The sequence below is a fragment of the Halorussus vallis genome, assembly GCF_024138165.1.
GTDB classification, from domain to species: domain Archaea; phylum Halobacteriota; class Halobacteria; order Halobacteriales; family Haladaptataceae; genus Halorussus; species Halorussus vallis.
This window is the reverse complement of the sequence record NZ_CP100000.1, coordinates 3,635,605-3,647,417: the sequence shown is the minus strand read 5'-3', so window position 1 is coordinate 3,647,417 and position 11,813 is coordinate 3,635,605. Positions and strand designations below refer to the sequence as shown.

The following is an 11,813-nucleotide window of genomic DNA, read 5'->3' as shown; positions in this document are numbered from 1 at the left end:
CGGTCGACGGCGCCACGTCTTCGAGCGATGGCTCCGCGTTTCCGATTGCACCGTCGAAAATCGGGGCGGGACGACCCGAATCGGGGTCGGTCGCTATATCAGGTCGTCGATCTGGTCGTTATGGAACATCTCCGCGGGGTCCTGACGTTCCTGCTCGGCCTCCTTGCTCGCCTGCTTGGCGCGCTCGATGAAGTCCTCGACGCGCTGGGAGCGTTCGACGCCGCCGAGCACGATGAGGGTGGCGAGTCGCTCGCTGTCGAGCGGGAAGTCCCCGCCCCGGACCTGGAGGCTGCCGGTCTCCTCCTCCATCCACTTGCGGGCGCGCTCGACGCCCTTCCGGGGAATCGCGTCGGGTTTGCCGGCGACCACGAGTAGCCCCGAGTCGGCGTCGATGGCGTTCGGCAGGCTGAGGTTGCTGAGGAGGGCGCGGCGGGTGGTGGAGGTGACGGTGTTGATGTTCTCCTCGGCGTCCTCGCTGGCCTCGGCGCTGGCGAACCCGAGCGTTGCGATGCCGCCCGACCGGAGGGTGTTGATGACCTCGCTGGAGTCGACGACGCTCTCGCCGACGCCCTCGACCGCCTCGCCGGAAGCGAACAGCAGGCCGACCCGTTGGGCGATGTTCTGGTTGATCTTGTCGAACGCCTCGCCGACGCTCTCGCCGGAGGTGTGCCACGCGTCGTTGTCGATGAGGAGGGTCGCGTCGGCTTCCCGGACGAGCGTCTTGAGCGAGCGGCCCGCGTTGACCTGGTACATCGACCCTTCGCCCCGGCCGGGGAGGACGCCGAGGCCGTAGACGGGAATCCGGTAGACGCGGTTGAGTTCGCGCGCGAGGACGGGCGCGCCGCCCGACCCGGTGCCGCCGCCGAGGCCGGCGACCACGAAGATGGCCTCGGCCTGCGCGGTGATTCGGCCGTCGAGGGCGTCCATCACTTCGGTCGCGTCGCTCTGCATCACTTCCGCGCCGAGTTCGTTGTCACCGCCGACGCCGTGGCCGTTGACGCGGTCTTGGCCGACGAGCACCGTGTCGAGGTCGAGCGATTGCAGGTCGGCCTTCGCGGAGTTCACCGCGAGCGCGCCTTGGACGGCGCCGAAACCCATTCGCTGGTCGTACTCGGCCAGTTGCTGGGTGAGTTTTCCCCCAGCCTGACCGACGCCAATCAGGACGACTTTCATGCGAAACGCCTCGAATTGGTAGATAATCAACCTTCCGACGAAGCGCCTTCCAGCGGCCCGTAAGGTTCGAATTCTGGTAATACCGGAATCTATATACGCGCATGATCGCCGCGAGCGCCCCGTAGCCTTAAATCCGAAGGCGAGGCCAGGTCGCGGCGTGACAGACCTCGAAACGCTGGACGAGCGACTCCGCGCGGTCGAACGCGCGCTGACCGACGCCGACCGCGACCTGACCGACCTGCAGGGTGCCGCCGCGGTAGCCGACGACCTCGACGAGTTGGCCGACCGCCTCGCAGCGCTCGAACGACGTGCCGACGACCTCGACACCGCGACCCAGGCGCTCCGGGGCTACGTCGGGAACGTCCGGGCCGTCAACGAGGCCGTCGAGCGCCGGGCCGACGCCGCGCTGGCGGCCGCCGAGTCGGCCAGGACGGCCGTCGAAGCGACGGCCGAGACGGCGGGCGAAACGACGACCGAGACTGCCGACGGGACGTACGGACGCGACGGGGAACACGGCGGTACGACGGACCCGTCGCCCGACTGTGACTGCGACCGACGGCGACCCGCCGGCGTCGCGACTCCCGAATCCGTCGATACCGGCGGTCGCCCGGTTCGAGACGCCGAACGCACCTTTGGCACCGAAGACCCGCGAAGTGACGACGCGGACGCCGCGAACGACCTCGGCGTCCTCACACGCTTGGCGGCGCTCGTCGGAATCGGCGGCACGAGGGTGTCCGGCAGCGCGACGGAGGCCCGGGCGCCGGGAATCACGGAGACGGAGTAGTGCTGCGCGCGGTACTCGCCGTCGTCCTCGCGGCGGCGATGTTGGCGGTCACCGCGCCCGCGCTCGACGCCGCGCGAACCGCCCGGGCCGACCGGGTCGCCGCGGACGAACTTTGGGCGGTCGGGTCGGCGGCCGAGGAACTCGCCCGCGAGGAGGACCCAGTCCCCGTCGGCAGCGCGAGCGCGCGTCGAGCGGTGGCGCTCTCGGTGCCCGATTCCGCACCGACTCGCGCCGAGGTCGCCGCGATTGCGGTCGGCGGGGTTCCGACAACGAGGCGACCCGAGAACCGAACGCGCGCGGCCGACACCGAGCGTTCCGACGTGCTCGCCTACCGACTCGCGGGCGGCGAGTGGTGTGTCCGTCGCGTCGGGGTGGACCTCCGACTCGTTCGGGACGGGCGCGTGCTCCGGGACCGCCGGGCGCTGGTCCGACGCGGCGGAACCCACGGACTGACGCTCCGACTCGTGCGGTATCGCGGGCGACCGACCGTCGTCGTCTCGACGGCGCGCGACGAACGCGGACCCGGTCCGGAGGTTTAAGTCCGAAGACGGGGCCACGGCGGGGCATGGACCTACTGTCTCGGTTCCGGGACGACGACCGGGCCTGCGCGTGCGCGCCGACGTTCGAGGGCGACCGACTCGTCGTCGACGCGGAGGACTGCCTGGGCGGCGGCGATCTCGCCGCCGACCCGAACTGCCGGGCGACCGCCGTCGAGGCGCTGGCCGACCGCGACGCCGAGTTGGTCGTGACCCGAACCGCGGGCGTCGAGCGCGCGTACGAAGACGACGCGGCGGCGATACTCGTCGCGGCCGGCCGGTTCGTCGAGCGCGCCGCGTTCTACGACGCCTACCTCGCCGACTGCGCCCGGACCGACCCGCTCGCGGCCGGCCGCGCGGCGGGAGGGCGCGCGGGGCCCGTCGCCGACGTCGCGGCCGAAACCGGACTCGCGGAAGGCGCGCGCCGGTTCGGGGACTACGGCGAGGCGCTCCGGGCGTTCGTCGGCCCGCGAGTCGCCCGGGCGCGAGTGGCCGCCCGTCCGCCGCGGGGCGCGACGCTCGACGCCGAACGGACCCTCTCGACCGGTGCGACCGTCCGCATCTACGACGACCCCGAGATGTCGCTCCGGACCTACCACCTCGAACCGGCCGAGTACGCGCTCTCCGCCGCCGACCTCGCCACGCTGTCCCGCGCCTACGAACTCCTCGCCGACGGCGCGGTCGCGGGCGGAGAGCGCGCGCCGGGACGGGCGGTTCGGCGAGTCGCCGGCCCCGACGACCCCGTCGAGACGCTCGCCGCCGCGCTCCGCAAGCACACCCGCGGCTACGGCGTCCTGACCGACTGCTTCGCCGACCCCACGGTTTCCGACGTGTTCGCCACCGCACCGGTCGGCCAGAACGTCCTCCGGGTTTCCGTCGACGGCGAGCGGATGCGCACTAACGTGAGGCTCACCGAATCCGGGGCCGAGACGCTCGCGTCTCGGCTCCGGCGCGCCAGCGGGCGGGCTTTCTCGCGCGCCTCGCCCACGCTCGACGCGACCGCCGAAGTCGACGCGGGCGTCGCGGCGGACAGTGGAGACGGTCGAACGGGAACGGGAACCGTCCGGGTCGCGGGCGTCACCGCGCCCGTCAGCGACGGACCGGGGTTCGCCTTCCGCGCCCACGACGCCGCGGCGCTGACCCTGCCCGCGCTCGTCGAGAACGGGACGCTCACGGCCGAGGCGGCCGCCTTCCTCTCGGTGGCGGTCGAGCGCGCGGTCGCCGGACTCGTCGCCGGCACTCGGGGCGCCGGCAAGACGACGCTCCTGGGGGCGCTCCTCTGGGAACTGCCCGCCGCGACGCGGACCGTCGTCATCGAAGACACCCCCGAACTCCCGGTCGCGGTACTCCAGCGCCGGGGCCGGGACGTCCAACCGCTCCGGACGAGCGCCAGCGCGGGCGGCGACGAGGGCGACGACGCGGCGACCGGACCCGGCCTCGCGCCGGTCGCGGCGCTCAGGACCGCACTCCGTCTCGGCGAGGGCGCGCTGGTCGTCGGGGAGGTCCGGGGCGCGGAGGCCGCGGTCCTCTACGAGGCGATGCGAGTCGGCGCGAGCGGAAGCGCCGTCCTCGGCACAATCCACGGCGACAGGTCCGAGGCGATTCGCGAGCGCGTCGTCTCCGACCTCGGCGTCCCCGAATCGTCGTTCGCCGCGACCGACCTCGTGGTCACGCTCGAACCGCATCGAACGCCTGCCGGTCGTCGCCGTCGCGTGAAGGCCGTCGAGGAGGTCGTCGGCCCGGACCGGTTCGAAGCACTGTTCGAACGACGAGACGGCGACCTCGAAGCCACGGGCCGTATCGACCGCGGGAACAGTGCGCTCGTCGCCTCGCTGGCGCGGAGCGGTGAAACCTACGCCGACGTTCGCCGCGCGCTTGCCGACCGGGCCACGCTCCTCGGAACGCTCGCGGAGGAGGGACGGACGAGCGCGGCCGACGTGACCGCCGCCTACGCAACCCGAGGAGAGGACGTGCGGGGCGAGGACGTGCGAGGGGAGCGCGCGTGAAGCGAACTCCCGCGAGTCGACCGACCGCGACCTGGGAAGTCGTCGTCGCGGCGCTGGCGAAGACCTGGCCGGATGCGGATGCCTTCGGTGTCGGAGGGAATACCGAGAGCGCGCCCGGAGTCGGCGGAACCGCCGACTCCGGGCGCGCTCTCGCCGACCTCGACCGGGCGCTCGCATTCCTCGATTCGGACCTCGACGCCGAAACCGTGGTTCGGGCGGGGAACGCGGGCGGGGTCCTGACCGCTCTCCTCGGACTCGCGCTGGCGGCGCTTGCGCCCGCACCTCTCCGACCGATGGTCGCCGCGAGCGGCCTCGCGGCCGGCCTCGGCATCGCCCTGCTTAGACGGCGAGGACCGCTCGCGATCGCCGCCGCGCGCCGAACGAGCGCGCTTGGGTCGGCCCCCGCCCTCGTCGGGCGGGCAGTCCTCCGGATGCGAATCGAACCGACGAGCGAGCGGGCGGCGGCGTTCGCCGCCCGCTCGGGGGCCGGACCGCTGGCGGCGAGCCTCGGCGAACACGTCCGGCGCGCGGACGGAACCCCCGAGTCGGGACTCGCGGCGTTCGGCGAGGCGTGGACCGAGTGGAATCCGCCGCTCCGGCGGGCCGCGTTGCTCGTGGAGGCGGCCGCCGACGCACCGCCCGGCGAGCGCGGTCGGACCCTCGACCGGGCGACGACGGCCATCTCGGAGGGGACCCGCGACCGGATGGCCGAGTTCGCGGACTCCGTCCGGGGACCGACGACCGCGCTGTACGCCTTCGGCGTGCTGCTTCCGCTGGCGCTCGTGGCGGTGCTCCCCGCGGCGCGGGTCGCCGGGGTCCCCGTCTCCGTCCCCGTCCTCGTCGCCGTCTACGACGTGGTCCTCCCGGGCGCGCTCGTCTGGGCGGGCGCGTGGCTCCTGGTCCGTCGGCCGGCCGCGTTTCCGCCGCCCGACGTTCCCGCCTCGCACCCCGACGCGCCGGACCCCGAGCGCCGGTGGCTCGCGGTCGTCGGCGGACTCCTCGCGGGCGCGGCGACCGCCGCGGCGGTCGCCGCGATACCCGTTCTGCCGGGCTGGACGCGCTGGCCGACCGCCGCGGCCGCGGCGGTCGGCGTCCCGCTCGCGGCGTGGTACCGGCCGGTGAAGGAGATTCGCGACCACGCCCGCGCCGTCGAGGAGAACCTGACCGACGCGCTCTACCTCGTCGGCCGTCGGGTCGGAGAGGGTCGCGCCGTCGAGGCGGCCGTGGCCGACGCCGCCGCGGAGGTCCCGGGCGAAACCGGCGAGGTGCTGGCCGACGCCGCGGGCGTCCAGCGCCGCCTCCGCGTCGGGGTTCGCGACGCCTTCCTCGGCGAGCACGGTGCGCTCGCCGACGTGCCGAACCCCCAGGCCCGGAGCGTCGCCGAACTCCTCGCGGTGGCGGGGCGCGAGGGCCGACCCGCCGGCCGGCCGGCGGTGGCGATGGCCGACCACGTCGACGACCTCCGGGGCGTCGAGCGCGAGGCGCGCCGGGAGTTGGCCCAGGTGACCGGCACGCTCCGGAACACCGCCGCCGTCTTCGCGCCGCTGGTCGGCGGCGCGACGGTCGCGCTCGCGGATAGCACGGCCGCGAAATCGACGATCTCGGCCGGGACGACCCCGGCGTTCGGCGATCCGCTTCCGACCGCCGCCCTCGGCGTCGCGGTGGGCGCGTACGTCCTCCTGCTGGCGGCGGTGCTCACCGCGCTGGCGACCGGACTGGAGCGCGGCCTCGACCGCGCGCTGGTCGGCTACCGGGTCGGACTGGCCGTGCTCTCGGCGGCCGCGACCTACCTCGCCGCGTTCGTCGCCGCCGGACTGGTGACGTAGGTTTAAGTCTGAGAACGGGACCAACCCGGGCCATGTTCGACGCACCCGTCGACGCGTGGTACGTCTGGCTCGGCGTGGCCCTGGCGAGCACGGTCGCATTCGGCCTCGCCGCCTCGCTCCCCAGCGCGCCGCCGCCCGACGCCGCGAGCGCCGCCGACGCGGTCGACTCCGTGGCCGCCAGCGACTACGCCGCGACCAGGAAGGTCCCCCTCGCGGCCGACGCGGTGAAACTCGGTCCCGAGCGCGTCGCCCTCCGGCGCGACGGCGCGGTTTCGCACGCGACGTTCGCCTACGGACCGGTGACGCCTGCCGCGCCGGGAACTCCCCTATGGAACGTGCTCCGGGGGACGCCCCCGGACCGGGCGTTCGCCTCGCCGGCCGAGTGGCGGACGTGGGAGCGCGGCGACGAATTGACCGTCCGGCGGGTTTCGTGGGAGGGAGTCGATGTCGCGCTGGTCGGGTGAGTCGCGTTCGCGCCGCCGACCGGCGGCGCGAATGCGAGGGCAGGTCGAACCCCTCGCCGCGCTGGTCGCCGTCTTCGCGGTCGGCGTCGCGCTGAGCGCCTACGCGGGCGTCGTTGCAGACGCGCTCCCGAACCCCGACCGGAACGTCGCCGGGCCGACCGCCGAGCGGGTTCGCTCGGCGGTCGAGCGCGCAGGGGTCGTTCGACCGGGTCGACTGCCGTCGGGACTCCGCGCGGCGCCCGACGGGTACCGGACGAACCTCACGCTCGCGGTCGGCGGACGGGCGTGGCACGCGGGACCGTCGCCGCCGGAATCGGTCGCGGCGTCGGGCCGCGCCGACGAATCGGCGCGGCCCGACGTTGCTGCCCGAACGGTGAGCGTCCGGGTCGCGCCCGGCCGGATTCGCCCGGGGCGGCTCCGGGTGGTGGTGTGGACGTGAGAGCGACGAGCACCGTTCTCGACGTGGCGCTCTGCCTGCTGTTCGTCACCGCGAGCGTCGTCACGCTGGTCGGGGCGCCGAGCGAACGCGAACCGTCCCGGGACACAGCGGAGACGACGGCGGGGGTCGTCGCGACGAGCACGGCGAACGTCACCTACGCCCTCGGCGACGAGCGCCGGCCCCGAACCGTCCACGACACCCTCGCCGGACTCCTCGCGACCGCGGCCGTGACGAACGCCACCGTCGAGGGTCACCAGCGCGGGCTGTTCCCCCACAGCGGCGGATTTCGTCGCGCCGTCGCGCGGACCGTGGCGGCGTCGCTCCGGCGAACGGCGATTCGAGGCGCGACCGGCCGCGATGACCTGCGCGCGCAGGTCGTCGCCCGCTGGGAACCGTACTGGGGGTCGGCGCTCCGCGGGCGGGTGACGGCCGGCGCGAAACCGCCGGCCGACGCCGACGTTCGGGCCGCGGTGATTCGAGTCCCGAGTGGACTACCGAGCCGCCGGGCCGCGGCGCGCGCCGCGGCCCGGCGAGACGGGTACGGCGGCGTGGCGCGGGTCGTCGCCGGGGCAGTCGTCGACGGCGCGTTCCCCGCGAACACGACCGCGGTCGCGCTCCGGGCCGAACCCGCCGTCGCGGAACCGCTGGCCGCTCGCTACCGCCGCATCGCGAAAGCGACCGACACGAGCGTCGAGCGCGCGCTGTCGGCCGGAGACGTAGCGCGGGCGAATCGAAACCTCCGGCGGGCGCTGGCCCACGACTTCGAGCGGCGACTCGAAGCCCGATTCGCGACGCCGACCGCGGCCGCGCGGGCGGTCGCGGTCGGCCGGGTGACCGTCACCGTCAGGACGTGGCGGGCACGAGGAACCGAAAGCGTGGCCGGAGGTCGGTCGGCGTGAAACTGGCCGACGACGAGCGAGCGCGGGTCCCGTTCGCGCTGGTCGGCGTCCTGCTCCTGGTCGCGAGCGCGTCGTTGAGCGCCACGTTGACGAGTGCTCCGGAGGCCGACGTCGACCGGTCGGTCGAGCGGGCCGTCGACCGAGCGACCGCCGCGAGCCAGACCGCGCTCCGCGGCGCCGTCGCGCGGGCGGGACGGCGGGCCGCCCGCGCGCCCGTGACAACTCCCGCGAACACGACCGTCGGGCGCGTCCTGAACGACTCGAACCCGTTCCGCGACTACCTCCGAATCCGCATCTACCTCGCGGCGCGCGCGGCGCTCGCCGCCTCGACCGTCCAGGTTGGGGGCGGGAGTGGCGCCGACGGTGGCGGCGGTACCGGCGTCGAGGCGTCGGCGTCGCTTCCGGCCACGCCGAACGCCAGCGCACTCCGGGCCGCGAAGCGCCGCGTGCACGTCGAGCGTGCGGGCCGACGCGGCGAATCCGGACTGCGCGTTCGGATCGACGACGTCACGGTCGTCGCCGAGCGCGGCGGTCGAGTCGCCGCGCACGAGACGTTCACGCCCGAACTCGTCGTCGCGACGCCCGCGCTGGCGCTCCACGACCGGGTCGAGCGGTTCGAATCCCGGCTGAATCGCGGCCCGCTCTCGCCCGGTCTGGGCCGGCGACTCACCGCGCGCCTCTACGCCGTGGCGTGGGCCCGGGGCTACGCCCAGTACGGCGGTGCGCCCATCGAGAACGTCGTGGCGAACCGCCACGTCGAACTCGCGACGAACGGCGCGATACTCCGCGAACAGCGGATCGCGTTCGGCCGGAGCGACCCCGCCGGTCGGCGGGCGCTCCGCTGGACGACCGCCCGCGTGGCCGCGACCGACTTCGTCGAGGCCGTCCACGCCCGGCGCGGGACGGCCCGAACGAACCGTCTGCTGACCGCCGCGAAGAAGTTCGGCCGGACGCCGCCGCTCTCTGAAACCCGTTCGCGGCTCTCCCGCGACCCCTCGCGGTCGCTCCGGGTCGGAGTGAACCGAACCGCCGAACGCGCGTACGCCGCGCTGGTCGGCGGCGGAAGGAACTCCGACGGACTCGACGCCGTCCTCCGGAACGCGTACGGCGCGGACGTTCGGCTCACCGCCGCCGTCGAGACGGTGCGGTCGGACCCGCGCCCGACGCCTCGGCCGCCAGACGTCGGGTCGCCCGACAACTGGACCGTCGCGGAGAAACGCGTCGAGACGACGGTCCGCGTCGAGGCGTCCGCCGGCCTCGAACCGGGAGTGCCGTCAGGGTGGCATCGGTTGACGGCCGAAACCCGTCGAGTCGTCCGGAGTCTCGCCCTGGTCGTTCGGTGGCGACGGGGCAACGAGACGCGCCAGACCATCCGGCGGTGGACCGAGGAGTACCGCGTCGGCGTCGGCGTCGCGGGCGACCACCGTGAAGTCGACGGCGCTCCGCCGCGACCGATAGCCCGCGTCCACGAACCCGGCGGCGCGCTCGACGGACCCAACTTCCGGGACGTTCGAGCGAAGGCGGTCAACCGACTCGTCGACCGGCGGGGCGGCTACGACCGACTTGCACGACGGGCGGTCGGGGCGACGCTCGACACCCGTCCGGTGACCGTGACCGGACGACGGCCCGCCGAACTCCGGGCGTGGGTCGTCGAGGACTTGCGAACTCTCCGCGAGCGCGTCCGGAACGTCACCGTGGAGGTGTCGCGGGAGGGACTGGTCACCGGTCGGGCGACCCCGGCCGCCGCCCTCGCCGAGCGACTCCGCGAGCGCCGGGAGTCGCTCGTCGCCGCGCCGACCAGGTACGACGGCGTCGCGGACCGGGCGCGGGTCGCCGCCCGCCGAGCGTACATCGACGAGGTGGTCGAGCGACTCGAGGCGCGAGCAGGTCGAACGACTCGACTCCAGTCGGGCGTCGGGCGCGCGCTCTCGAACGCCGGAATCTCGCTCGACCGCGTGCGCCGCATCGCCGACGCGACGCGCTCGGTCGAGACGCCGGCGCCTCGGCCGATGGCCGCCGCCGGACCCGGGTCGCCGACGAATCTCAGCGTCGACGGCGCGCCGCCGTACCTGACGCTGACCGCGCTCGGCCACGAACGGGTCGCCGCGATTCCGGAAGGCGAGACGCGGTATCCGCTCGCCGCTCGGAACCTGAACGTCTTCACCGCGCCGTACGCCGACGCCGCCGACACCGCCGTCGGACTGCTCGACGGTGCGCGCGGAAGCCGACGGACCGACCTCCGGACCGCCGCGCTGGCGCTTCGGGGAGCGAACCGGGCGCTGGCCAACCGGACGAATCGGACGCTCCGAGCGCGACGCGCGAGGCTCCGGGCCGCGCTCGCGTCGTCACTCCGGCGGGTACGCTCCGACTTCGCCCGTCGGCTCGACCGGCGACTCGACGTCACCAGGGCCGAGCGCGAGGCGGCGGTTCGGGCGGGGTTCGGCCGGTGGAACACCACGGCCGCGCGGGCGCTGGCCGCGGCGAACGGGTCGGCGGCCGACGCGGTGGCCGAGGAGTTGCGCGCCGGGTCCGGGAGCGGGGGAGATGCTCGCGCCCAAACTCGGATTCGGGGACAAGTTCGGACGGCGCTCGAACGGGCGCGAGAGCGCGCCGGGGGACCCCCGGAGTCGGCGGTCGGGCGCGCGAGCGAGGCGGCCCGGACACTCGCCCGACAGGAGGCCAAGCGCGTGCTCGGCGACGCGCTCGCCAACGCCACCGAGCGCGCCCGCAAGCGCTGGTTCGGCGAGGTGCTGTCGCAGGTGCCGGCGGGGCTTCCGGTCGCGCCGGTTCCCGGCTACTGGTACGCGACGGCGAACGTCTGGCACGTCGGCGTCGAGGGCCGGTACGCCCGGTTCACGGTTCGCGCGCCGCGGGGGTCGCCGCTCTCGCCCGACGGGTCGGTCGCCTATACCCGCGAGGCCGGGCGTGTTCGCCTCGACGTCGACGCAGACGGCGAGGCGGAGACGCTCGGCCGGACGGAACCCGTCTCGTTCGACGTCAGCACCGTCGTCGTCGTGGTCGTCCCGCCGGGAAAGTCGGGGGTCGGCGACACCGACGGCGACGCCGACGAGCGGTCGAAGGGGTGGTCGAACGGGCGGTGAGTCGGCCGTCGAGCGCCAAGTGAAATCCCTTTCAACCGGGGGGTCGTCGGTGCGCGTATGCTCTACGACGAGGTAGACGACCCGGAGGAGACGTCGCCCGAGCAACTTCGCGCCGACTACGAGGCGGAACTCGCCGACGTTATCGCAGCCGAAGGCGTCGACGAAGTGGCCGACGCGAGTGGCGTCGACCGCGAGACGGTCGCGGCGCTCGCCGACGGCGAGTCGCCGCGGGTGACCGTCGCGGAGGCGGCCGCCATCCTGGCGCTCGACGACGATACCCCCGACGCCGACGCCGTCAAACTGGAAACCCGCGACCACCTGCTAATGGGGATGACGACCGCGGTCCTCGACGTGGACAAGATCGCCGCCGAGATGGACGACATGGATGCCAAGGAGATACAACAGAAGATAGAGGGCCGGATGGAGATGTCCCTGAAGGAGTTCGCCCGACTCCACCACTTCATCGCGAGCCAGAACGACCGGTAAGGCGGAACGCGAGCGCGACCAGCCACTGAGACGCGCGATTTGCCGCCGGGGCCGCCCGGCGCGCCGGGCGGTCCCGGCGGCAAGTCGCGGAAGAGCCCG

At 74.3% G+C, this 11,813-nt stretch carries 10 protein-coding genes; 9 read left to right on the top strand and 1 reads right to left on the bottom strand.

The genetic code is table 11. The features are described from left to right. Positions 1–93: 93 nt before the first annotated feature. A complete protein-coding gene (locus NGM07_RS18490) occupies positions 94–1,173 on the bottom strand; it encodes a tubulin/FtsZ family protein (protein WP_253514319.1) in 1,080 nt (359 codons plus the stop codon). Positions 1,174–1,330: 157 nt separating this feature from the next. Here NGM07_RS18490 and NGM07_RS18485 point away from each other — a divergent pair, with 157 nt between their 5' ends. From NGM07_RS18485 to NGM07_RS18445, 9 genes are read left to right on the top strand one after another with little or no spacing between them, the layout of a single operon-like run. Then, complete coding sequence (locus NGM07_RS18485; protein ID WP_253514317.1) at positions 1,331–1,957, top strand: DUF7310 family coiled-coil domain-containing protein; 627 nt, start codon at positions 1,331–1,333, stop codon at positions 1,955–1,957. Then, positions 1,957–2,496 carry a DUF7311 family protein gene (locus NGM07_RS18480; protein ID WP_253514314.1) on the top strand — a complete coding sequence of 180 codons (540 nt, stop codon included), beginning with the start codon at positions 1,957–1,959 and terminating at the stop codon, positions 2,494–2,496. The genes NGM07_RS18485 and NGM07_RS18480 overlap by 1 nt, the downstream gene beginning before the upstream one ends. A gap of 26 nt (positions 2,497–2,522) precedes the next feature. Further along, on the top strand, positions 2,523–4,499 hold the full coding sequence (locus NGM07_RS18475; RefSeq protein ID WP_253514312.1) for an ATPase, T2SS/T4P/T4SS family: 1,977 nt from the start codon (positions 2,523–2,525) through the stop codon (positions 4,497–4,499). Beyond that, positions 4,496–6,325: a type II secretion system protein gene (locus NGM07_RS18470; protein ID WP_253514310.1), complete on the top strand. Its 1,830-nt coding sequence runs from the start codon at positions 4,496–4,498 to the stop codon at positions 6,323–6,325. The genes NGM07_RS18475 and NGM07_RS18470 overlap by 4 nt, the downstream gene beginning before the upstream one ends. 32 nt (positions 6,326–6,357) lie before the next feature. After that, positions 6,358–6,789 (top strand): DUF7283 family protein, encoded by a 432-nt coding sequence (locus NGM07_RS18465; RefSeq protein ID WP_253514307.1) that lies wholly within the window; start codon positions 6,358–6,360, stop codon positions 6,787–6,789. Positions 6,790–6,820: 31 nt separating this feature from the next. Continuing rightward, the gene (locus tag NGM07_RS18460; protein WP_253514305.1) at positions 6,821–7,228 is read left to right on the top strand and encodes a DUF7285 family protein; all 408 of its coding nucleotides are present in this window, start codon (positions 6,821–6,823) and stop codon (positions 7,226–7,228) included. Then, complete coding sequence (locus NGM07_RS18455; RefSeq protein WP_253514303.1) at positions 7,225–8,127, top strand: DUF7284 family protein; 903 nt, start codon at positions 7,225–7,227, stop codon at positions 8,125–8,127. Before NGM07_RS18460 ends, NGM07_RS18455 begins: the two co-directional genes overlap by 4 nt. After that, a complete protein-coding gene (locus NGM07_RS18450) occupies positions 8,124–11,228 on the top strand; it encodes a DUF7286 family protein (RefSeq protein ID WP_253514301.1) in 3,105 nt (1,034 codons plus the stop codon). The genes NGM07_RS18455 and NGM07_RS18450 overlap by 4 nt, the downstream gene beginning before the upstream one ends. A 57-nt stretch (positions 11,229–11,285) precedes the next feature. Beyond that, positions 11,286–11,714 carry a DUF5791 family protein gene (locus tag NGM07_RS18445; protein WP_253514273.1) on the top strand — a complete coding sequence of 143 codons (429 nt, stop codon included), beginning with the start codon at positions 11,286–11,288 and terminating at the stop codon, positions 11,712–11,714. Positions 11,715–11,813 lie beyond the last annotated feature (99 nt).

What these genes read in the sequence shown, in the direction of transcription:
- NGM07_RS18490 (WP_253514319.1), bottom strand. Translation starts at nt 1,173, where the DNA reads ATGAAAGTCGTCCTGATTGGCGTCGGTCAGGCTGGGGGAAAACTCACC.
- NGM07_RS18475 (WP_253514312.1), top strand. Translation starts at nt 2,523, where the DNA reads ATGGACCTACTGTCTCGGTTCCGGGACGACGACCGGGCCTGCGCGTGC.
- NGM07_RS18465 (WP_253514307.1), top strand. Translation starts at nt 6,358, where the DNA reads ATGTTCGACGCACCCGTCGACGCGTGGTACGTCTGGCTCGGCGTGGCC.
- NGM07_RS18460 (WP_253514305.1), top strand. Translation starts at nt 6,821, where the DNA reads ATGCGAGGGCAGGTCGAACCCCTCGCCGCGCTGGTCGCCGTCTTCGCG.
- NGM07_RS18445 (WP_253514273.1), top strand. Translation starts at nt 11,286, where the DNA reads ATGCTCTACGACGAGGTAGACGACCCGGAGGAGACGTCGCCCGAGCAA.